This window comes from Flavobacterium sp. HJ-32-4 (assembly GCF_022532105.1).
Lineage (GTDB): Bacteria > Bacteroidota > Bacteroidia > Flavobacteriales > Flavobacteriaceae > Flavobacterium.
The window spans coordinates 84,850-106,912 of sequence record NZ_CP092832.1 but is presented as its reverse complement, the minus strand read 5'-3'; the positions used below and the strand labels follow the sequence as shown (position 1 = coordinate 106,912).

Annotated in this window: 19 protein-coding genes; all 19 read left to right on the top strand. The window is 51.2% G+C overall.

Going from position 1 to position 22,063, the window contains the following annotated elements:
• Positions 1–8 precede the first annotated feature (8 nt).
• The 19 genes from MKO97_RS00290 (at position 9) to MKO97_RS00200 (ending at position 22,020) form a co-directional block, all read left to right on the top strand.
• Entirely contained in the window at positions 9–2,480 is a 2,472-nt protein-coding gene (locus tag MKO97_RS00290) for an exopolysaccharide transport family protein (protein ID WP_241104081.1), read from the top strand.
• Positions 2,481–2,572: 92 nt separating this feature from the next.
• Positions 2,573–3,544, top strand: a complete 972-nt coding sequence (locus tag MKO97_RS00285; RefSeq protein ID WP_241104080.1) for an SDR family oxidoreductase — start codon at positions 2,573–2,575, stop codon at positions 3,542–3,544.
• Between the two features lie 10 nt (positions 3,545–3,554).
• Positions 3,555–4,829: a nucleotide sugar dehydrogenase gene (locus tag MKO97_RS00280; RefSeq protein ID WP_241104079.1), complete on the top strand. Its 1,275-nt coding sequence runs from the start codon at positions 3,555–3,557 to the stop codon at positions 4,827–4,829.
• A gap of 6 nt (positions 4,830–4,835) precedes the next feature.
• Entirely contained in the window at positions 4,836–6,236 is a 1,401-nt protein-coding gene (locus MKO97_RS00275; RefSeq protein WP_241104078.1) for a UDP-glucose 6-dehydrogenase, read from the top strand.
• Between the two features lies 1 nt (position 6,237).
• Positions 6,238–7,287, top strand: a complete 1,050-nt coding sequence (gene rfbB / locus MKO97_RS00270; RefSeq protein ID WP_241104077.1) for a dTDP-glucose 4,6-dehydratase — start codon at positions 6,238–6,240, stop codon at positions 7,285–7,287.
• On the top strand, positions 7,284–8,297 hold the full coding sequence (locus tag MKO97_RS00265) for an NAD-dependent epimerase (RefSeq protein ID WP_241104076.1): 1,014 nt from the start codon (positions 7,284–7,286) through the stop codon (positions 8,295–8,297). Before rfbB ends, MKO97_RS00265 begins: the two co-directional genes overlap by 4 nt.
• Positions 8,298–8,375: 78 nt before the next feature.
• Positions 8,376–9,812: an MBOAT family protein gene (locus MKO97_RS00260; RefSeq protein WP_241104075.1), complete on the top strand. Its 1,437-nt coding sequence runs from the start codon at positions 8,376–8,378 to the stop codon at positions 9,810–9,812.
• Positions 9,813–9,816: 4 nt separating this feature from the next.
• A complete protein-coding gene (locus MKO97_RS00255) occupies positions 9,817–10,884 on the top strand; it encodes a hypothetical protein (protein ID WP_241104074.1) in 1,068 nt (355 codons plus the stop codon).
• A gap of 12 nt (positions 10,885–10,896) precedes the next feature.
• Positions 10,897–12,135, top strand: a complete 1,239-nt coding sequence (locus MKO97_RS00250) for a UDP-N-acetylglucosamine 1-carboxyvinyltransferase (protein ID WP_241104073.1) — start codon at positions 10,897–10,899, stop codon at positions 12,133–12,135.
• Complete coding sequence (locus MKO97_RS00245; protein WP_241104072.1) at positions 12,135–12,659, top strand: serine O-acetyltransferase; 525 nt, start codon at positions 12,135–12,137, stop codon at positions 12,657–12,659. The genes MKO97_RS00250 and MKO97_RS00245 overlap by 1 nt, the downstream gene beginning before the upstream one ends.
• Positions 12,656–13,948, top strand: a complete 1,293-nt coding sequence (locus tag MKO97_RS00240; RefSeq protein WP_241104071.1) for a polysaccharide biosynthesis C-terminal domain-containing protein — start codon at positions 12,656–12,658, stop codon at positions 13,946–13,948. The genes MKO97_RS00245 and MKO97_RS00240 overlap by 4 nt, the downstream gene beginning before the upstream one ends.
• Positions 13,945–14,799, top strand: a complete 855-nt coding sequence (gene murB, locus MKO97_RS00235; RefSeq protein WP_241104070.1) for a UDP-N-acetylmuramate dehydrogenase — start codon at positions 13,945–13,947, stop codon at positions 14,797–14,799. Before MKO97_RS00240 ends, murB begins: the two co-directional genes overlap by 4 nt.
• Positions 14,800–14,804: 5 nt before the next feature.
• Positions 14,805–15,995, top strand: coding sequence for a glycosyltransferase family 4 protein (locus tag MKO97_RS00230; protein WP_241104069.1), 1,191 nt, complete (start codon positions 14,805–14,807; stop codon positions 15,993–15,995).
• A 3-nt stretch (positions 15,996–15,998) separates the two neighbouring features.
• Positions 15,999–17,231, top strand: a complete 1,233-nt coding sequence (locus MKO97_RS00225; RefSeq protein ID WP_241104068.1) for an EpsG family protein — start codon at positions 15,999–16,001, stop codon at positions 17,229–17,231.
• A gap of 9 nt (positions 17,232–17,240) precedes the next feature.
• Positions 17,241–17,780, top strand: a complete 540-nt coding sequence (locus tag MKO97_RS00220) for a DapH/DapD/GlmU-related protein (protein WP_241104067.1) — start codon at positions 17,241–17,243, stop codon at positions 17,778–17,780.
• A complete protein-coding gene (locus tag MKO97_RS00215; protein ID WP_241104066.1) occupies positions 17,777–18,910 on the top strand; it encodes a hypothetical protein in 1,134 nt (377 codons plus the stop codon). Before MKO97_RS00220 ends, MKO97_RS00215 begins: the two co-directional genes overlap by 4 nt.
• Entirely contained in the window at positions 18,907–20,022 is a 1,116-nt protein-coding gene (locus tag MKO97_RS00210) for a hypothetical protein (protein ID WP_241104065.1), read from the top strand. The genes MKO97_RS00215 and MKO97_RS00210 overlap by 4 nt, the downstream gene beginning before the upstream one ends.
• Positions 20,006–21,088, top strand: coding sequence for a glycosyltransferase (locus MKO97_RS00205; protein ID WP_241104064.1), 1,083 nt, complete (start codon positions 20,006–20,008; stop codon positions 21,086–21,088). The genes MKO97_RS00210 and MKO97_RS00205 overlap by 17 nt, the downstream gene beginning before the upstream one ends.
• Entirely contained in the window at positions 21,085–22,020 is a 936-nt protein-coding gene (locus MKO97_RS00200) for a hypothetical protein (protein ID WP_241104063.1), read from the top strand. Before MKO97_RS00205 ends, MKO97_RS00200 begins: the two co-directional genes overlap by 4 nt.
• Positions 22,021–22,063 lie beyond the last annotated feature (43 nt).

Below are 22,063 nucleotides of genomic sequence, written 5' to 3'. Positions count from 1 at the left end.
CCAGCCGTATGCTCGACACAAAAGATTTCTCTTTTTTCGAATCCCAGAATACGTTTGATTTCAAAGGTTTCCTGATCAAAACCTTTAGTTATTGGAAGTGGTTTCTCTTGACATGGGCGATTGCATTCACCATTGCCTACCAGATCAACATACGGAAGGAAAAGATTTATTCCCTCGAAACGACGATATCGGTCACTGAAGAGAATAATCCGCTTTTTACGTCTAACACCAGCCTGGTGTTTAACTGGGGAGGTACATCCGATAAAGTGCAGAACATCGCGTCAACGCTTAAGTCGCGGTCGCACAACGAGCTTGTGGTTGATACCCTTTCGTTTTATACCGAATACCTCACGCAAGGCAAATACAACCTGATCGACTCGTACGGAGCGGTCCCTTTCGAGGTGGAACTAGATAAGAAAAGACGGCAAATAGCGAACATTCCAATTAAAATAAAATTCCTGGACGCCGATCGCTACGAAATCAGTGTCGTCTTCGAAAGCAATATGGCACCCACAATTCGCTATGCCGATAATGCCGCACAGGACGTCACGGTGCCCATCGGGACCTTCAAAAAGGTATTCCGCGTAGGGCAAAAAGTGCAGTTGCCTTTTCTGAGCTGGCGTTTGGTGCTCACCGAAGAACCGGGCTATTACACCGGTAACGAGTATTTCGTGCGGTTCCGTCCGCTCGATGGTGTGGTGAGCTATTACCAGGGCATCAATGTGGATATTGACCCCAAAGCACCTGCAATCCTTCGACTGTCATTGGCGGGTACCAATAAAGCACGTATCGTTAAATATCTGAACACAACCGTCCGGGTTTTGCGCGACAATCAACTTGCAGCCAAAAACCAGTTTGCCACCAATACGGTCGATTTTATTGACGAGCAATTGCGTAGCATGGAAGACAAACTGAAAGGTGCAGGCGACGAGCTAAAGTCTTTTTTACGCAATAAGAATATCGGACAGATTGAGAATGGGGGAGGTGAAATCAACGACCGCCTGATGGATATGGACGAAAAATTGGATGCGGTAAAGCGAAAGATTGCCTACTACAACCAACTTCGAAAATACCTGAACGAAAAGAATGATTTCTCGGAACTACCTGCTCCGTCCGTCGCGGGCGTGGATGATCCTAATATCATTCTGAATGTCAGTAACCTGATTTCGATGTCGGCGGAAAGGGCCCGCATGAAGTATGCCGTAAAAAGCAGTAAACTCTTCCAGGATTTCGACAGCCGAATGGAAGCGGTTAAGAACGTACTCCTCGAGAACATTGCTGCGGCGAAAGTGGGTCTCATAGCCGAGCAGAACCAGTTGGTCGATCGGATGCGCCAGGCGGAAGGCCAGGTCAAAAGCCTGCCGGAAGAGCAACAGGATTACCTGAAAATACAGCGAAAATACAATCTCAACAACGAGATATACAGCAACTTCCTTCAAAAACGGGCGGAAGCCAATATCGTAAAGGCGGCCAACGTATCGGATATCAAATTCATCGATGCGGCAAAAGATACCGGGGGTGGACTGATTGGTCCAAAAACAGGCGTGAACTATATCATGGCCCTGTTCTTAGGATTTATCATTCCGTTGCTTGTTGTATTTGGAATCTTCTTCGCCAACAATGCCATTCAAAATACAGAAGACCTCGCCAAGCTCACCAGTCTGCCACTGATCGGTATTGTGGGCAAGAAACACACGGAAAGTAACCTCGCTGTTTTTGAGCGTCCGAAGTCGGCCCTGTCAGAGTCCTTTCGGGCCATACGGTCGTCGTTGCAGTTCTTGTTCCGCAAGCAAGACCACGGTGGTGCCCGCGTGCTGATGGTGACATCGTCGGTCGGAGGGGAAGGCAAGACGTTCTGCTCGATTAACCTTGCCACCGTATTCGCCATGAGCGAAAAGAAAACCATCATACTTGGTTTTGACCTTAGAAAGCCGAAAATCTTCAACGACTTCGATATTACGAACGAAGTGGGAGTGGTTGACTATTTATCGGGTGAGAAGGAACTAAAGAGCGTCGTGCAACAAACGCACGTGCCGTATCTTGACGTCATCACCTCGGGAGCGGTTCCGCCGAATCCAGCCGAGCTCATCATGAGCGACCGGATGTTTACCCTGATGGAAGAACTGAAGGCGGCCTATGATTATATCATTCTTGATACCCCTCCGGTCGGATTGGTGTCCGATGCCCTCGAGTTGGCGCATTTTGCCGACGTCACACTTTACATCGTACGACAGAATTTCACTAAGAAGGACATGATCACGTTGCTCAATAATCGCTATAGCCGTGAGGAACTGCGAAATGTGAGTATCGTGCTCAATGGCTTCGAGGTAAAGGCGCGCTACGGCTATGGCTACGGCTATAACTATGGCTACGGTTACGGTTATGGCAATTACTCAAACGGATATCATGAAAAGGAGCCTTCCACTAATTGGCTCGGCAGAGTTAAAAAGATGGCAGGCGACCTGAAAAGGAAGCGTTAAGCGGTCGTTGGTCCCTACGTAGTAATACGTATTTTTCGCAACCCGGACTCGGTTTCGGATTATAGTAATATCTTTGCCGCACAAATAAAAGCATGGACTATAACATAACGATTACGGGTGGAGCGGGCTTTATAGGCTCCAATCTTTGCGACCATTTTGTGTCAAAAGGGTGTCGCGTGATCTGTCTGGACAACTTCGCCACCGGACATCGAAAGAATATTGAACATCTCCATGCCAGTGGGCGTTTTACGCTCATTGAGGGCGATATTCGCAATATGGACGATTGCCGCGCGGCGGTCGAAGGGGCCGATTTCGTACTCCATCAGGCTGCGCTGGGATCTGTTCCGCGGTCATTAAAAGACCCGATTACCAGTAACGACGTAAACGTCAGCGGTTTTCTCAACATGCTTACCGCAGCCCGCGACGCAGGTGTCAAACGGTTTGTATATGCCGCGAGTTCTTCTACTTATGGCGACTCCACCAACATGCCAAAAGTCGAGCACATCATCGGAAAGCCGTTATCACCGTACGCGATTACCAAATACGTGAACGAACTGTATGCCGAGATTTTCAGCAGGGCCTATGGTATCGAAACCATCGGTTTGCGCTATTTCAATGTTTTCGGACGACGTCAGGATCCTAACGGGGCGTATGCCGCAGTAATCCCGAAATTCGTCATGCAACTGATGAAGCACGAAAGTCCTGTCATCAATGGCACCGGCGACTATTCCCGTGATTTTACCTATATCGACAACGTCGTCCAGATGAACGAACGCGCCATCCTGGCCGATCATCCAGAGGCGGCCAACACGGTCTACAACACCGCATTCGGCGAGCGCACGACGCTTAACGATCTTGTCGCGTACCTAAAAGAATTCCTGTCGGCCTATGATCCTGCCATCGCGGATGTGCCGATCATATATGGGCCGGAACGGGCAGGAGACATACCGCACTCCCTGGCCAGTATCGACAAAGCACGTCGATTGTTGGGTTATGACCCGCAATTCTCGATGCGACAAGGACTCGAACAAGCGGTTAACTGGTATTGGCAACATCTTCAATAAAAAATAACGTATGAAAATTGCGGTCATTGGACTCGGTTATGTTGGATTGCCCCTGGCACGATTGTTTGCCACGAAGTACGACGTCGTCGGATTTGACATCAACCAAGCGCGTGTCTCCGAAGTAAACACAGGTGTCGACCACACCCTTGAAGTGGAAGAAGAACTGCTTCGCTCGGTGTTGAAGTCGGCTGCTTCTCAGGAAGGTCCCGGGCTTTTTTGCTCGTATAACCTCGATGACATTAAAGACTGTACCTATTTCGTGGTCACCGTTCCTACCCCTGTCGACAAGAACAACCGACCTGACCTCACCCCCCTTTACAAAGCGAGTGAAACCGTGGGGAAGGTGTTGAAAAAGGATGATATCGTCATTTACGAGTCGACCGTATACCCCGGCGTAACAGAAGACGAGTGCGTGCCCGTGCTGGAACGCATCAGCGGATTACGCTTCAACACCGACTTTTTTGCCGGATATTCTCCTGAGCGCATCAACCCGGGAGATAAAGAACACACCGTGGAGAAGATACTAAAAGTCACGGCCGGTTCCACTCCGGAAATAGGCGTAAAAGTAAACGACTTGTATCGGTCGGTCATCACCGCCGGAACGCATTTGGCACCAACAATAAAAGTGGCGGAAGCCGCTAAAGTCATCGAGAATTCGCAACGCGACATCAATATCGCCTTCGTAAACGAACTGGCGAAAATCTTCAATATGCTCGGAATCGATACCAATGCTGTACTCGAAGCGGCGGGGACGAAATGGAATTTCCTTCCTTTCCGCCCCGGGCTCGTAGGCGGGCACTGCATCGGGGTTGACCCGTATTACCTCGCACAAAAAGCACAGGAAGCCGGTTACCATCCCGAAATCATCCTGGCAGGCCGTCGACTGAACGACAGCATGGGCGAATACGTCGCTTCGCAGGTGGTCAAGCTGATGATCCGAAAAGGGGTCGCTGTCAAAGGAGCCCGTTTGCTGATGTTGGGCATTACATTTAAAGAAAATTGCCCGGATGTCCGTAATACGAAGATTGTAGACGTCATCCATCACCTTACCGAATACGGTATTGAGGTTACAGTATACGACCCGTGGGCAGGGGTAGCCGAAGTACGTCACGAGTATGGCCTCGACATGGCGGCACAACTTCCGGACGGACCGTTCGACGCGGCCGTAGTAGGCGTTGCCCACAAAGAATTCACGACCATCGATTATGACCAATTGCTCCGTAAAGAGAGCGTTTTGTATGATATTAAAGGGATTCTCGGCGACAAAGCCGATGCCAAACTATAATTGAACATGAGCATTCCATCCATTACGTCCATTTGTTGTATCGGGGCGGGTTACGTAGGCGGCCCGACCATGGCGGTCATCGCACAGAAATGTCCGCATATTAAAGTAACGGTCGTCGACCTGAACAAGGCCCGTATCGATGCCTGGAACGATCCGAATACGGATAACCTTCCCGTGTATGAGCCAGGTCTCGACAAGGCCGTACAGGAAGCACGTGGACGTAACCTCTTCTTTTCTACCGATGTTGACAAAGCGATTGCCGAGTCACAGATGATTTTCATTTCGGTCAATACGCCGACCAAGACCTACGGAGTGGGGAAAGGACAGGCAGCCGATCTCAAATACATCGAACTGTGCGCCCGCCAGATTGCAAGGGTGGCGACATCCGATAAAATCGTGGTGGAAAAGTCAACGCTTCCGGTGCGTACTGCCGAGGCGATCAAAAGCATACTCGACTTTACCGGAAACGGCGTGTCATTCGAGATTCTTTCCAATCCCGAGTTTCTTGCGGAAGGAACGGCCATCGAAGACCTTCACCAACCGGATCGCGTTTTGATCGGAGGGGATGAAACGCTCTCTGGGAAGGCTGCCGTTCAGGCACTTGCCGATGTGTACCGCAATTGGGTGCCGTCAGAGCGCATCCTTACCACCAACGTTTGGAGTTCGGAGCTTTCGAAATTGACCGCAAATGCCTTCCTCGCGCAACGTGTATCGTCTATCAATGCGATTTCCGAATTGTGTGAAAGTACCGGCGCCAATGTAAATGAAGTCGCCCGTGCCATCGGAATGGATTCGCGTATCGGAAGCAAGTTCCTCAAATCGTCCGTAGGCTTCGGGGGATCGTGTTTCCAGAAAGACATCCTTAACCTCGTATACATCGCCAAATCCTACGGATTACATGCGGTTGCGGATTATTGGGAGCAGGTCATCATCCTCAATGACCACCAGAAAAAACGCTTCGCGACGCGTATTGTGAAAACGCTGTATAATACGGTTTCCGACAAGAAAATCGCCTTCCTCGGATGGGCCTTCAAGAAGGATACCAACGATACCCGCGAATCGGCCGCAATCTACGTAGCCGATTACCTGTTGAATGAACAGGCGAAAGTAGTGGTCTACGATCCGCAGGTGAAACTGCAACAGATGCTGACGGATGTCGACTATCTGGGGACCAGAAGTGCCGACGAAAACGCGGCCTTACTCACAAGCCAAAAAGATTCGTATGATGCCTGTAAAGGAGCCCATGCCATTGCCGTTCTTACAGAGTGGGATGAGTTCCGCACGTTGGATTGGCAACGGATTTACGACAATATGCAGAAGCCGGCCTTCCTTTTCGACGGACGTAATATCCTCGACAAAGAAAAGATGACGGCGATAGGATTTACGTTCAACGCGATCGGCAGTTAAGATGCGGAATTTGAGGATTCTTATTACGGGAGGCAGCGGATTCATCGGATCGCACGTGGTGCGTCGTTTTGTGCGGACGTATCCTTCCTATACGATCTACAACCTGGATGCACTGACGTATGCCGGCAACCCCGATAACTTGGCGGATGTGGCATCTGAACCCAACTACCGTTTTATCCACGCCGACATCAACGACGCCACCGCGATGGACGAACTCTTTCGTTCGGAGCGTTTTGATGCGGTCATCCACCTTGCGGCGGAATCACATGTTGATCGTTCGATTTCCGATCCGGTAGCCTTCGTGAAGACCAACGTGCTGGGTACCGTCAACCTGTTGAATGCCTTCCGCGCGGTCGCACAGTCCGATTGGGATGGCAAACTGTTCTACCACATCAGCACCGACGAAGTTTACGGCACATTGGGTGATACCGGTCTCTTTACTGAGGAAACCGCCTATGACCCGAATTCGCCTTATTCGGCATCGAAAGCCTCATCCGATCATTTTGTGAGGGCGTACGGTGAAACGTATAAGATGCCTTACATTATCACGAATTGTTCGAATAACTACGGGCCTAACCAGTTTCCGGAGAAGCTCATTCCGTTGTTCATACAGAATATCATTGACCGCAAGGCGCTTCCGGTCTATGGCGATGGAAAAAACACCCGTGATTGGTTGTATGTCGAAGACCACGCCGCCGCCATTGACCTCGTATTCCACAAGGGCCAACGCGGTGAGACCTTTAATATCGGGGGCTTCAACGAATGGCAGAATATCGATTTGGTTCGGTTGCTATGTCGTTTGATGGATGAAAAGCTCGGTCGTGAACCTGGCGATTCGGCACAACTCATTTCGTTTGTGACCGACCGTCCCGGACATGACCTACGCTATGCCATCGACGCCACCAAGATCAACCGCGAATTGGGTTGGGAACCGTCCGTTACGTTTGAACAGGGGCTTGAAAAGACCATCGACTGGTACCTGGCCAACACCCAATGGCTAGAGGATATCAAGTCGGGTGCGTATCGAAAACGAAACGTCATTGCATCATGAAGATATTGGTTACCGGAGCAGCCGGATTCATCGGATTTCACCTGAGCGCATCGTTGTTGAAGCTGGGCCATGAGGTTGTCGGAATCGATAACCTCAACGACTATTATGACCCTACCCTTAAAACACAGCGGTTGGCGCAACTGGGCGTCACCTGTTCAGTCGATGCCGCTTTCGGTAGCCGTTTTACCAGTTCTACCCATGCGGGTTTCCGATTCGTGAAACTGGCCATCGAAGACCGCGAGGCGCTGCCAAAACTGTTTGAAGAAGAAGGCTTCGACATCGTTTGTAACCTGGCCGCACAAGCCGGAGTTCGGTATTCACTTGAGAATCCGTTTGCCTATGTGGATGCGAATCTGGTGGGTTTTGTCAATATACTGGAAGCGTGCAGGCATTACAACGTACGGAAGCTGGTGTATGCCAGTAGTTCAAGCGTATATGGCACGAATGAGAAAGTGCCTTTTGCCACCGACGATACCGTTGATCATCCGATTAGCCTCTACGCTGCCACCAAAAAAAGCAACGAATTGATGGCGCACACATACAGCCATCTGTTTGGAATCGAAACCATCGGACTTCGGTTCTTTACTGTCTATGGTCCGTGGGGCCGCCCTGATATGGCCATGTTTCTCTTCACCGATGCCATCCTTAATGACCGTCCCATCGACGTGTTCAACAACGGCGAACTGGCCCGTGATTTTACCTACATAGACGATATCGTCGCCGGTGTGGCGGCAACCCTTTTACAGGAAGTAGCCGATGCGCCCCGATACCGTGTTTACAATATCGGGAATAGCCGTCCGGTCGCGTTACTTGATTTCATTTCGGGTATTGAAAAGGCCACCGGCAAAACCGCGCAAAAGAACTTCCTGCCGATGCAACCGGGCGATGTAACCCGTACGTGGGCGGATGTCGATGACCTGAAGCGCGACTATGGTTACGCACCGTCGACCGACATTACGTTTGGCGTGTCGCAGTTTGTCAACTGGTACCGCGACTTCTATCATATCTAATCCGTCAAATGTTAAAAAATGTTAACTAAAAATTTCCGTACTTTGTTATCCCGACGGATTATAAACTAAAAACGGTCCATGTTATTTAACTCCATCTCGTATGCGTTATTCCTGCCCGTCGTCTTTTGGCTGTATTGGTTCGTCACCAAAAAGTCACTGACGTGGCAGAATATCATGTTGCTGGTCGCCAGCTACATCTTTTACGGATTCTGGGATTGGCGTTTTCTTTTCCTTCTCGGGTTTTCGACCCTGCTCGACTTTTACTCGGGTATCATGGTGCACAGATCGCAGACGAAAGCCATCAAGCGAATGTGGCTGATCATCAGTGTGGGCATCAACCTGGGCTTCCTGGGCTTCTTCAAATACTACAATTTCTTTGTTTCGTCGTTCGCGGATCTCATGGAGAAGTTCGGCTATAAGCCCGACCTTTTCATACTGAAGATTATCCTGCCAGTGGGTATTTCCTTTTATACCTTTCACGGACTGTCCTACGTATTCGACATCTACAATGATCGGATAAAACCCACGCGAAACCTGGTGAACTATACGCTGTTCGTGAGCTTCTTTCCGCTTTTGGTAGCAGGTCCCATCGAACGCGCCACGCACCTCCTGCCCCAGATCGAAAAGCCGCGGGTCTTCCAATATGAGAAGATGGTGGATGGATTACGGCAGATTTTATGGGGTCTTTTCAAAAAAATCGTGATTGCCGACAGTTGTGCGCATTTCGCGAATATCATTTTCAATGACAGTGCCCACCAGTCCGGAAGTGACCTGGTACTGGGTGCGTTATTTTTCACCTTCCAGATCTATGGCGACTTTTCAGGCTACTCGGATATTGCGTTGGGAAGCGCCCGCCTGCTCGGATTCGAACTTTTGAAGAACTTCAACTTCCCGTATTTCTCAAGGGATATCGCGGAGTTCTGGAGACGTTGGCACATCTCGCTCTCAAGCTGGTTCAAAGATTACCTATACATTCCTTTAGGAGGTAGTAAGGGAGGTAACTGGATGCGCATCCGGAACACCTTCATCATCTTTCTGGTAAGCGGCTTCTGGCATGGTGCCAACTGGACGTTTATCGTATGGGGTGGCCTGAACGCCTTGTTCATCATGCCGTCGATCATCCGAAAAACGAATCGAAACAATATCGAGATCGTGGCGAAAGGGCGCCTGCTGCCGTCGCTGCGTGAGACCTTCCAGTTGATTACCACGTTTGCACTGGCAGTTTTCGCCTGGATTTTCTTCCGTGCAGAATCACTCTCACACGCGTTCTCGTACATAAAAGGCATTTTTTCCGCCTCGTTGTTTACCGTACCGACCCATACATCCGCTGCGTTGTTTGCCCTGATAGCGGCTTTCGTGGTCATCGAATGGCTCGGACGCGAAAACAACTACGCGCTCGAACGCTTTGCATTGAAGACGGCGACGCCACTCCGGTGGACGTTCTATTTCGTGCTGTTGGCGATGGTGTTTGCGTTTGGCAGCAATGAACAGGAGTTTATCTATTTCCAATTCTAACGCGATGAGGAAGCTATTTAAAAAAACGATAGGCTTTGTGGTGTTCGTCCTGCTGATGAACCTGATCCTCAACTTGGTGTTGCCAGAAGAGGTGCAGGATGACCGTTTTGCCGTGCGATACGATTATTTCCAATCCCACAAGAACGACTACAACACGGTGTTTTTTGGCACCAGCCGGACGCTCCGCCACCTCAATCCGGCGAACTTCGATTCAATCAATCGCGCGGCGGGACTTGAGACGCACAGTTTCAACTTCGGCACACCCGCCAACAAGTCCTACGAAACCTACGCGCAATACGAGTTTTTCCTCGATAACTACCAGCCGGGTTCAAGTCCGGTTCGGTATGCCTTTCTCGAAGTCAATACGATGAGTCCGCTTACGCGGAATAACCTCTTCGCGCGCAAAAGTTCCTATTGGGTCAGCCTGAAGAACGGAAATGCACTCTACGACCACATCGAAGGAGAAGGCATGAGTTTCAAAAGCAAACTCACCTACGCCTATTTCCCGATTGCCACGGCTATCAAGTATTTCGGATTCAATTACCTGCCACCGCTCGTACGCGATGATGCCGATGCCGACATTTGGATAGGCCCTAACCACGACGGCTACATCGGGCAGGAGGAAGAAACGGAACGTACACACGACCCTGACCAACATGAGAAACTGGTGGCGCTTCGCAAGGCGTTTGAGGCCGATACGCTTGAGCTGACGACCCTGAAAGAAAAAGTAGCCAAAGAATTCGCAGGCTATAAACCCAAAACACTCAACAAAGCACACCTCGCCAAACTCGAGGAGCTCGCGGCATTGTCGAAGAAAAAAGGAATCGAACTGCGATTTGTCGTACACCCGCGGTCGGAATCCTATCGCAGTCTTATACCGTTGAAAAAGGCCCTGGGCGATCGGATGATCATGTTGGTCGATCCGGCCCGGTACCCTGATCTTTGGGAAGCCCGCACGTCATTCGATGCGCACCACCTCAGCGAGAAAGGCGCGCAATTGTATGTACGGTATTTTTGTCAGTCGTTCTTGTCGGATACCAAAGCCGGCGAAGTAGAAAAAAGAAGTAAATAAAAGCAAATTAGTATGTCGGACCAGGTAATGAATGTCAGTAAAGGAAAACTCGTAGGCGAGGTAACCGTCAGTGGTGCAAAAAACAGTTCACTCCGGCTACTGGCCGCGTCGTTATTGACAGACGGCGATGTTGAACTCTACAACTTTCCGAACGGACTTCTCGACGTCCAGGTACACCTTGACATGTTGAAGGTGTTGGGGAAGGAGTATGCGAGCCACGGCGACTATGTGAAGATCACCGAAACCGCGAATCCGAAGAATATACTCGTATGGAACGAACGCTCGATCCGCAATACACTCCTGATTCTCGGGGCCCTGACCACCCGCTTCGGCGAAGGTCGTGTGCCGCTGCCAGGTGGATGTAAGCTGGGTGAGCGTAAATACGACCTCCACGTGATGCTGCTCGAAAACCTGGGTGCCCGCGTTTGGGAAGAAGACGGCTATCTGTGTGCCAAGTCGGAAGGCCGACTCAAAGGTGCCGATATCGTACTTCCGATGCGCTCAACCGGCGCGACCGAGAACTCCATCATCGCGGCGAGTCTGGCAAAAGGAACCACGACACTCTGGAATCCGCACATCCGTCCTGAAATCATGGATTTGATCGACATGATGGGCAAAATGGGTGCGAAGATTGAAGTCTTCGGACAAAAATGCATCGTCATAGAAGGCGTTGAGAAGTTGACGTCGGTGCGCCATTCCGTCATTCCGGATAATATGGAAGCCCTTACCTGGGCGATCGGATCGGTCATCACAGGTGGGGAAGTGGAAATAAAGAACTTCCCTTTTGAACACCTTGAAGTTCCAATGGTCTACCTTCGGGAAAGCGGCATGAAGTTTTTCCGCGGATCCGACAGCCTGATCGTACGCGGCGGAAGCGCTTATCCCGTCGAAATCAGCACGGGTCCGTACCCAGGTATCAACTCGGATATGCAACCGCTTTTCGCCGTATACGGAGCGATGTCACGTGGCGAATCAAAAATCGTAGACCTTCGTTTCCCGGGCCGTTACGGCTATGCCGAGGAATTGGCGAAGATGGGAATGAAATACCGCGTGGAAGGCGACATGCTCGTCATCGATGGCGGAACACCGCTGCAGGGCGCCCGCGTGAATGCGCTTGACCTGCGTGCGGGAATCTCCCTCCTGTTGGCAGGACTCACGGCCGAAGGAACGACAACGATCGAAAACGCGTGGCAGATAGGACGTGGCTACGAAAACCTGCAACAAAAACTCGATGCGCTGATTGTACGATAATGGGGATACTGAAAACCATCTGGAACGAATTGCCACGCGGCAGAAGGACGTTCAGCGGACTTATACTGAGCCTGCTGTTTGACCAACCCTTCAAGATCATGGTCAATATCCGGTTGGGTCAACGGTTCCGCAGAAGTCCGAATCCGCTGCTACGCCTCTACAGCCGCTGGTTGAAGAACCGGCAGATGTACCGATGGAGTTGCGATATCGCCTACTCCGCGAAGATCGGGACGGGCGTGAAATTCCTTCATCCCATAGGAATCGTAGTCGGCACCCATTCCGTAATTGGCAATAACGTCCGGATTTGGCAGAATGTTACACTCGGCAGCCACGGACGCGACGGTGATAAAGATTATCCCACCATCGGTGACGGAGCCCGACTGTATGCCGGCGCGATCATCATCGGAGGGATTACAGTAGGGAAGGACGCGGTAGTAGCTGCAAATGCCGTGGTAAATATCGATGTGCCCGACGACTGCATCGCAGCGGGTATACCGTGTAAGATTATTAATAAGAAGAAATGAAAGCATTTTTAAAGGATCTCTTCCAGGTCGGAGTGTCGCGAGGCGTCGTGCTCTTTTCAGGCATCTTGACGACCATCGTGACCGCCCGTTGGATGGATCCTGAGAAAAACGGTATCATCGCCTCCCTGCTGGTCTACCCGGGTCTTTTCATCAGTATCGGCTCGCTCGGCATCCAGCAATCGACGACGTACTTTATGGGAAAAGGGGTCTACGATGAGCGGGATATCAAAAAGGCGGTCGCCCAGATCTGGATCTTCAGTTCGCTCTTTTCCCTTGTCACCTGTTACCTGCTGATTACGTTTTTTACCAGCTCGGGCGATAATACGCTTTACGTCATCATGGCCCTGCTGCAAATTCCGTTTACGCTGTTTACGACCTATAATGCCGGTTTCTTTCTCGGCAAGAATGAAATTGCCAAGTTCAACCGGATCAACTGGGTGCCCGGTGTCATCACGTTGTTGCTGACGGCCGTATTGCTCATCGTGTTCCATATGGGCATCATGGGCTACCTGATCGCCATGATCGGAGGACCTTTGTTTATGTTCGCCCTGCTGATTCCAAAGAACAAGCTTGTCGATGCGATCAGCCTCGATGTCAATTGGGTAATTGTAAAAGGACTGTTGCGACTCGGACTCACCTACGCCATCGCCCTTTTCGTGATCAACCTCAACTATCGGTTCGACGTCATCATGCTGGAGCGGCTTGGCACCAAACAGGAATTGGGGATCTATACCAAGGGCGCGAATTTCATCCAGGCACTTTGGCAGATTCCGATGCTGCTCAGTACCATCGTATTCGTACGAAGCGCCGTTTCAAAGAACGATGCGGGCTTTTCATTAAAAGTCGCACAGTTGCTTCGCTTGTCGTTCATCTTCATAGGCTTCGCGGCCTTGATATTGGTAGTGTTTTCCGATCTGATCGTCTCGCTGTTGTTCGGTCCACAGTTCGCCGGAAGTGCACCCGTTCTTCGCCTGTTGGCGCCCGGCGTGCTCTTGCTGACCATTTTCAAAGTAATGAACATGGATTTGGCCGGAAAAGGTCGTCCGAGTACGTCGCTTTGGGCGATGGTGCCGGGGTTGGTCATCAACGTCCTGTGTAACCTCTACCTGATTCCGCGGTATGGTGCCGTCGGGGCGGCGATCTCATCGACGATCAGTTACTCGATCCTGGCATTGCTGTTCCTGCATTTCTATAGCAAAACGGTCAATGTCCCTGTAAAGACCATCCTTACCTACAAAAAAAGCGACTTTGCCATTTTTGGCCAGTTGCTCAATAAAAGAAAGAAATGATTGTAAAAGACAATTTCGACCTTACCGAATACAACGCCTACCGCGTGAAGGCCGTGTGCCGACGGGCCTATTTCCCGCAATCGGGCGCCGACGTGGCCTCACTGTTCGGAGAAGGTCAGCCCCAGCGGATTGTAATCGGAAGTGGTCATAACTTATTGCTCTCCAAATCAGTATATGACGACGAGTTCGTGGTGTTCAACGGCAATTTCGATGCCATCAACATCGAAGGCGAAACCATAAAAGCCGAGGCCGGTGCCACACTCGAGCGCATCAGTGAACTGGCCCGCGACCATAGCCTCACCGGAATGGAAGTGTTTTGGGATATTCCCAGTTCATTGGGCGGTGCCGTTGCCATGAATGCAGGCGCCAGTGGCGAAGAAATCAAGGATGTTCTGGTGAACGTCACCTACTTCCACATCCCGTCCCAAACCATCCGTACGATGCAAAAGGAGGACATGGGCTTCATCTACCGCAACAGCTATTTTCAGGACAATCGCGATACCGTCGTGCTTGAAGCCGAATTGCGTCTGGCAAAAGGCGACCCGCAGGCGATCCGCGACAAGATGGAAGATATAAAGGAAAAACGATGGGCCAAGCAACCGCGGACCTACCCGAATTGCGGCAGCGTGTTCAAACGTCCTCCGGGTCGTTTCGTAGGCCCGATGATCGATGAACTCGGATTGAAAGGTTTTCGCATCGGCGGCGCCGAGGTGTCGGAAAAACACAGTGGTTTCATCATCAATGTCGGAAACGCCACAGGAGCCGATATCATCGCGATCATTAAAGAAGTAAAGGCCCGTGTATTAGACAAATTTGGCGTCGACCTCGAAGTAGAACAACGCATTATCTGATGGCTATGAAGGTACTCTGTATGCTTAGCGGTTTCGGGAAAGGCTCGGGCGGACATTTTCATTCGCTGAACAATATTACCCGCGCGCTTCACGGCTATAAAGACATTGACATCGATATTGTATCGATCGGGAACGTGACGAGTCCGATTTTGAAAGACCACCCGCGGTTCCTCGGCAACCTCGAATTCAAATGGTACGCCTTTCTTTCACTAGACCGCAAGCTGCGTAAGATTTTGAAAGGAACGCGTCCGGATGTCGTTCATTGCTACGACGGCGGAACCGCGCTGCTGATGATGATGCTTCCGATTTTCCGCAACACCCGTATCATCCACACCCGATGCGGGGGCGCCAATGAACGTTTTTCCGTAGCCCAGGTGCTGCGTACGGTGATTTTGTTCAGTCGTGAAAACCTGGCGTCCTTCCAGAAGAACCCGCGTTTTGCCCAGTCTGACCTGCACCTGATTCCCAATCGGGTATTTGAGCGTGAGCATGATACAAAGGCACTGGAAGCCCTCCTGAAGAAAGATCCCGACACGTTCACGTTCATGAGGACGGCCCGTATCGGCAAATCGTACAGCGGCTCGATTTTACAGGGTATCGAACTGATACGACGACTTGAAACCAATCGAAAGGTAAAATTCATCGTAATCGGGGTGGTGGAAGAAGAATCGTATGTAGAGACGATTCGCAAAGCCGCCCAGGACGCGAATGTAACCCTCGAATTATACAACACACCTGAGTATACCAGGGAAGCCTCGCGCTTCCTGTATGCAGCCGATGCGGTGATTGGCACCGGTAGGGGCACCATGGAAGCCATGTCAGCCCGACTCCCGGTATTCGCACCGCTGAGTGATATGGTGTTGCCTGTTTTGATTGATGCGGAAACGCTTCCGGCGCTGTTCGAACGGAATTTTTCGCCGCGGGGTAAGGTCGAAGGCAAAACGGAAGAGGCTATCGTGGCGACCGCGTCAAAATTGGTGAACGATCCTGATTTTCTGGCGGAAGCCAGGCAATTCGCGCGGAAAATGGCAGAAGAACACTTCCTCATCACCGATGCCATCAAAGAAAAATACTGGTCGATCTACCATCGGGAGATGGAGAAATCGCCACGAGGATTGGTTTGGAAAAACCTTCTTCCTATCGTATATTACTTGAATTCTTATCGCATACTCGCCAAACGGGTACCGCAACCATAACCGATGCTTGTACTGCTACTTCTTTTCTTTTTCGCGTTTCCGTTGCTTTCGACGGTTGTAGCCGCGCGTAAAATCCGGCAGTGGCAATACCAGGTCGTGATTTTTGCCTTCATTATGTTGGGGGCCTACATAATCGTGCCGTACGACGAGGGCGACATCGCACTCTACCAGGCCCGTATGGATCACCTTCGCGGTGTGACAGGGATGCAGTTTTTCAATGAGTTTATGGGCGGAATCGCGCTCAGTGGCATTAGCGGACTCGAGATTTTCTTCAACCTCAACGTGTTTCTGGTTAGCCGCTTCACCACAGACGTTGCCGTCTGCTACTGTGTAACCGCAGCAGTCTATTTTATAGTATGGCGCGCCATCATCCTGACGTTATTGAAGGTATACGATGAGCACAACCAGGAAGAACGGAATTTCAAGGCACTCGTGTTCCTCGTTTTTTTTGGCATTTATGTCATCTTCTTCCGCGTCATCAACGGGCGCTTTTACCTGGCGTATTGGGTGTTCACCTATGCCTACTATAAAATCGTCGCCGAGCGCAAGCTGAAGTACCACTGGCTGCTGTTTTCGACCATTTTCATCCACCAGGCCTTTCTCTTCCTGAATATCCTGGGCGTGCTCTTCAATGTGTTGAAGCCTGTATTCCGTATCAAACGTGCCGAATATGTATTATTTGTGCTCATCATTGCCGGTACGATCTTTTCCGAAACGGGTATAGCGGTGGTAAATGACTACCTGTCGCGTATCGGGGGGGACTTTGAAGACCACTTCTCTGCCTACACGACCGACCACTACATCGAAGGCCAGATGGAACGGACGCGCCAATGGTTCGTCGAACTTCGTACGCCACTTTTATTCTACAGTTTAGTGGCCACCCTTCTCTTTTCAAGGTTCAAACGGGCGTTCGATTTCGACGAGAAAGCACACAACATGTATTTCTTTATCTTGTTGCTATGGGCGATCAACGCATTTACCATCAACGTACCGTCGTTCGGTGACCGTTTCCGGAATATCCTCATGGGGCTGATGATAATGCTGTTGTTTTACCTCTTCGCAACCAATCCACGGAGGCCCACTACCGTGCTGTTCTACGTGACTGCCGCAGCTTTCATTTTTTACAAATTGGTAACGATTAAGATGCTTGAAGGCTACATTAACACGTGGCTTTTATATCCTTTCACCGTACTTTTGAACCACTTCTCCGGTCCGGTTCCGATCGGAGGTTCTTAATTGAACGATATGAAAAAGATCATTCGAAATCTTGCCCTTTACTCGTACTACATCTTCCTTCGGGGGTTGCCCCATTCGACGGTGCCTTTTTTTGGACCGTTATCGGAGAAAATCCGCTACCTCGCCGCGCGCCGGATGTTTAAGGAATGCGGCACGAATGTGAATGTAGGACAGGGCGCCCGTTTTGGGAATGGACGCAATATCTGCATCGGCGACAACTCCAGTATTGGAATCAATGCCAAAGTGCCGGATAATATCGTCATTGGGAAGGATGTGATGATGGGACTCAACGTGACGATTTTCAGTTCCAACCACGAGTTTTCCCGCACCGACATCCCGATGCGCAAACAAGGCTACCGGAAGTATGGCCCCACCGTCATCGAAGACGACGTTTGGATCGGCAGCGGCGCTTACATCATGCCCGGCATCACCATTCGCAAGGGAACCATCATTGCCGCAGGTGCCGTCCTGACAAAAGAATTTCCAGCATACAGTATCGTCGGCGGAAACCCTGCCCGACTTATTAAATCCCGAATCGAAACAACATGATCGCAGGCCTCAAAAGATCCCTCATTTCCAATTACATCAACTACAGGGGATGGTCAACCAAAAAACGGATCCTGGTCATCGAATCCGATGATTGGGGCTCCATCCGCACGCCGTCAAAAGAGGTGTTCGAGAAATTCGTAAAAGCAGGCCTTCCTGTCAAAGACCATTACTTCGTCAAAAACGACTGCCTCGAAAGCAACGACGACCTTGAACTGCTGTTCGGCGTGTTGTCATCCAACCGCGACTGCAACGGAAATCCGGCTGTGATTACCGCCGATGCCGTGGTCGCAAATCCTGACTTTGCACGCATCGCCGAGAGCGGGCGCCAGTCATATTTTTACGAACCCATTACCGAAACCTACAAATCCTATCCTAACCACAACAAGGTAATGGCGCTGTGGAAGAAACACGGGATAGGTGAGAATATGCTCTATCCGCAATACCACGGACGCGAGCACGTCAACGTCCGGAAATGGATGCACGCCCTCAACGCCGGATCACCCGCGGAAGACCTTGCATTTGAAAACAAAGCATTACTGAACCTGCGCGTTCCGGGCGACAACGATCATGTGCCCTCGTATATGGCGGCGTTTGATTATGAGGATAAGGTACACCAGAAAGAAATAGAAGACATCACGCGCGACGGACTCGACCTCTTTGAGCAGGTATTCGGCTTCCGTTCGCTCTCATTTGTAGCCTCCAGTTCCGTTATGGGCGACCACATGAACCCGGTGCTCTACGGAAGTGGCGTTCGGTTCAATCAATGCGGACGCTACTTCCTGCCCAAAAATGACGGCAATAGCAAATTGATCCACAAATTTTGGGGTGACCAGGCCGACGGCATCACGTTCTGGAGACGAAACGTCATGTTTGAACCGAGCCGGAACCCGAATGAAGACTGGGTATCTTCGTGTATCGCCAGCATCGAGACCGCGTTCCGCTGGGGTAAGCCGGCCGTGCTCAATTCCCACCGCGTCAATTACTCGGGAGGAATCAGCGTAGAAAACCGCGACAACACCCTGCGCCTGCTCGATGACATCCTGAAGGCCGTCACCAAACGCTGGCCTAATGTCGAATTCATGAACAGTGCCCAGTTGGGTGCGCACATACTCGAAACGCGTCCGAAATGATCGGAAAACTGAAGAAGCATATCGTCAATGTCAAAGGACCGCGTTTGTCCGGACGGTTTCTGGTACTCGAGTCAGACGACTGGGGCAGTATCCGCATTCCCGGACCTGAGCAGCAGACCGCTCTTTTGCGAAAAGGACTGATTTCCGCTTCTGATCCGTTTTCGCGCTACGATACGCTTGAAACGGCAGACGATTTCCTTCGCCTTCGCGAGGTACTTACTTCCGTTCGCGACCTTCAGGGACGTCCTGCCGTACTAACCGCGAACACGGTGATGGCGAACCCCGACTTTGAGGCCATTCAGGGCACCGACTTTCGCGACTACCACTACCAACGCTTCGATACCACTTATGAACAGTATGGGGAGCATCAAGCTTTCAGCCATTTTCAGGAGGGCATTAAGGAAGGAACGCTTTTTCCGCAGTTCCATGCCCGCGAACACCTGAACGTGCCCCTGTGGATGCGGTTGTTGCAGGAGGGAAATACGGCCTTTCGTCAGGCTTTTGACCTAAAGTGTTTTTCTATCGACTATAAGAACGCTGCGAATCGCCGGGCGAACCTCATGGCGGCTTTCGATTGCTACGCACCGGAAGACCGGCAGTTCGTGGAACGGTCGATTGCCGACGGACTCGAACTGTTCGAACGCGTTTTCGGCTTCCCATCTGCCTCTGCCATTGCGCCTTGTTATGTGTGGGACAGCGGAGTGGAAACGGTCATGCAACAGAACGGTGTTTCAACGCTTCAGGGTTCGAAGTTCCAGTTTTCGCCTCAGCCCGGCGCCACTGAATTCCAACGTATTTACCACTACAATGGCCAGCACAATGCCGCAGGCCAGACCTATTTGAGCCGAAACGGCCTTTTTGAGCCTTCGCTGAACCGCAACACCGATTGGGTAGCCAAAGCGATGGAAAGCATCGGTATTGCCTTTGCATGGGGGAAACCCGCCGTGATAGGCACACACAGAATCAATTTTGCCGGTCGGATCGACCGTTCACTGCGGGATGAAAATCTCGACAAACTGGGACGTTTGCTTCGGTCGGTACAGAAAAAATGGCCGGATGTACAATTCGTGCATTCCGCCACCCTTGCCCAACAGTATGGAAAAAGAGCCTAAAAAAGCACGGATTTGCATCGTAGCACCCTCCCGAAAAATGGGAGGCATCGAACGGGCGTTGTCCGTACTGGCGAATTACTTCGACGACGAGGGCTATGAAGTCTACTATATTTCCTGCCTGAAAGGACAGCCGTTTTACCGAATGAACACCGGTATACACGTTCGGGAACCGCAGAAAACCCGTTCGTCGTCTATCGTAAACAAACTGACGTTTTACCCCTTTCTGCTGCGGTTCATCCGCCGGAACGTGCGGGATATTCGTCCGGACGTCATCCTGACTTTCGGCGATTTCTTCAATCCGCTGGTATTATTGGCCGTGAAAGGATTAGGAATACCGACCTATATCTCCGATCGCACGAGTCCCGACTATAACTTCCCGGCAGCCGTGCAGTTCGGAAAGAAATGGCTGTATCCGCAAAGCGCGGGCTTTATTGCCCAAACCCGACGTGCGGCCGATTACAAAATACGACAGTTCGGCGATCGCCTGCGCATCCGGATCATTCCGAATGCCATCCGCGATGTCGTCGTATCTGATGTGCCCAAAGTACCTTCAATCCTGTATGTGGGCCGATTTGCCTGGGAAAAAGGTCCGGAACGCCTGATCCGTGCCTTCGCCCGTATTTCCGAAAGAGGAAACTGGAAACTGACAATGGCCGGCGACGGTCCGCTTTGGGAGAAAATGAAGCAACTCGCCGTCGAACTCAAGGTCGACTCTTCCATTGAATTTCTGGGCAAAGTAGAAGATGTCGATGCGCTGATGTCGTCGTCATCGATCTACGTGATACCGTCGGTTTTGGAAGGTTTTCCCAATGCGCTCTGCGAAGCGATGGCCGCGGGTTTGCCCTGCCTGTGTTTCGACAGTATTCCGTTTGAAGACATCCTGGAACCCGACGAAAGCGGCATTGTGATTCCAGACGGTGACCTCGACGCCATGGCGCTGCGGTTGCAGGAATTGATGGCGGATCCGGAAAAAAGGGTACGCATGGGAGAGAAGGCGAAAGAGAACGCCAAACGACGGAAGAAAGAAGCCATCGGCGCCGAGTTTCTAAATTTTATGGGGATATGATGCACCTACTATACCAACTGTATTTCGGTTTGCCACGCCTCCAATTTCTGGGAAAAGGAAGCAAGGCCATCGATCGTATACTGGCGTTCGTAACCAAGCGCGTGCTCGATGCATTCGTCCCGGCGGAGCTTCGACGTACGGCTTCGGAAGCAGGTAGCGGCTTAAACGAAACACCACGCGCCGTTCCCTTCATCGTTTCGATGACCTCATTTCCGGCCCGCATCGATGAGGTGTGGATTACCGTGGAAACCCTGTTGCGGCAGTCGTATAAACCGGACGCCCTCATCCTTTGGCTGTCGGAAGAACAGTTTCCCGACCGGCACGTGCCCGAGTCGCTGACGAAATTGGTGGCGCGGGGCCTCACGATCGAGTTTGTACCGGGCGATATCCGGTCACATAAAAAATACTTTTACGCCTTCCAGCGCTTTCCGGAAGCGGCCATCATCACGGTAGACGACGATGTCTATTATCCAAAAAATACGCTGAAGTACCTCGCAGATGCGTTCGCCCAACATCCGGACTGCGTCATCGCGAACCGCGCCCATACCATGACGTTTAACGATGCCGGACTAAAACCCTATCGGCAGTGGCGCCATAACGACAAGCCGCGTATCCCTTCCGCACTTCTTGTGCCCACGGGGGTAGGAGGGGTGTTATATCCGCCCGGTTCTTACCATCACGATATTTTTGACGAAGCGACCTTTCGTGCGATTTGTTTCATGGCCGACGACCTTTGGCTGAAAGTGGCCACTTTGCGCAATGGTTACAAAGTGGCGACGACACCGTTTTTCACCCGCGACCTGCTCACCACCGGACACACCCAACGCGTCAAACTGGTGGCCGATAATTCGCACGGCGGAGGAAACGACGTACAGTTAGCCCAGATATGCGCGCGCTACGAACTGGATCTTACGATGTATCGCCCGAAATAGAACCAGCAACCCGCGCGGTAATGCTGCCAAACAAGGAAATGCA

Bases quoted from the DNA above. Each gene is read 5' to 3' on its own strand.
- MKO97_RS00275 (WP_241104078.1), top strand. From the start codon at position 4,836: ATGAGCATTCCATCCATTACGTCCATTTGTTGTATCGGGGCGGGTTAC.
- MKO97_RS00290 (WP_241104081.1), top strand. From the start codon at position 9: ATGCTCGACACAAAAGATTTCTCTTTTTTCGAATCCCAGAATACGTTT.
- MKO97_RS00225 (WP_241104068.1), top strand. From the start codon at position 15,999: ATGCTTGTACTGCTACTTCTTTTCTTTTTCGCGTTTCCGTTGCTTTCG.
- murB (WP_241104070.1), top strand. From the start codon at position 13,945: ATGATTGTAAAAGACAATTTCGACCTTACCGAATACAACGCCTACCGC.
- MKO97_RS00280 (WP_241104079.1), top strand. From the start codon at position 3,555: ATGAAAATTGCGGTCATTGGACTCGGTTATGTTGGATTGCCCCTGGCA.
- MKO97_RS00205 (WP_241104064.1), top strand. From the start codon at position 20,006: ATGGAAAAAGAGCCTAAAAAAGCACGGATTTGCATCGTAGCACCCTCC.
- MKO97_RS00250 (WP_241104073.1), top strand. From the start codon at position 10,897: ATGTCGGACCAGGTAATGAATGTCAGTAAAGGAAAACTCGTAGGCGAG.
- MKO97_RS00200 (WP_241104063.1), top strand. From the start codon at position 21,085: ATGATGCACCTACTATACCAACTGTATTTCGGTTTGCCACGCCTCCAA.
- MKO97_RS00240 (WP_241104071.1), top strand. From the start codon at position 12,656: ATGAAAGCATTTTTAAAGGATCTCTTCCAGGTCGGAGTGTCGCGAGGC.
- MKO97_RS00285 (WP_241104080.1), top strand. From the start codon at position 2,573: ATGGACTATAACATAACGATTACGGGTGGAGCGGGCTTTATAGGCTCC.
- MKO97_RS00260 (WP_241104075.1), top strand. From the start codon at position 8,376: ATGTTATTTAACTCCATCTCGTATGCGTTATTCCTGCCCGTCGTCTTT.
- rfbB (WP_241104077.1), top strand. From the start codon at position 6,238: ATGCGGAATTTGAGGATTCTTATTACGGGAGGCAGCGGATTCATCGGA.
- MKO97_RS00265 (WP_241104076.1), top strand. From the start codon at position 7,284: ATGAAGATATTGGTTACCGGAGCAGCCGGATTCATCGGATTTCACCTG.
- MKO97_RS00230 (WP_241104069.1), top strand. From the start codon at position 14,805: ATGAAGGTACTCTGTATGCTTAGCGGTTTCGGGAAAGGCTCGGGCGGA.
- MKO97_RS00255 (WP_241104074.1), top strand. From the start codon at position 9,817: ATGAGGAAGCTATTTAAAAAAACGATAGGCTTTGTGGTGTTCGTCCTG.
- MKO97_RS00245 (WP_241104072.1), top strand. From the start codon at position 12,135: ATGGGGATACTGAAAACCATCTGGAACGAATTGCCACGCGGCAGAAGG.
- MKO97_RS00215 (WP_241104066.1), top strand. From the start codon at position 17,777: ATGATCGCAGGCCTCAAAAGATCCCTCATTTCCAATTACATCAACTAC.
- MKO97_RS00210 (WP_241104065.1), top strand. From the start codon at position 18,907: ATGATCGGAAAACTGAAGAAGCATATCGTCAATGTCAAAGGACCGCGT.
- MKO97_RS00220 (WP_241104067.1), top strand. From the start codon at position 17,241: ATGAAAAAGATCATTCGAAATCTTGCCCTTTACTCGTACTACATCTTC.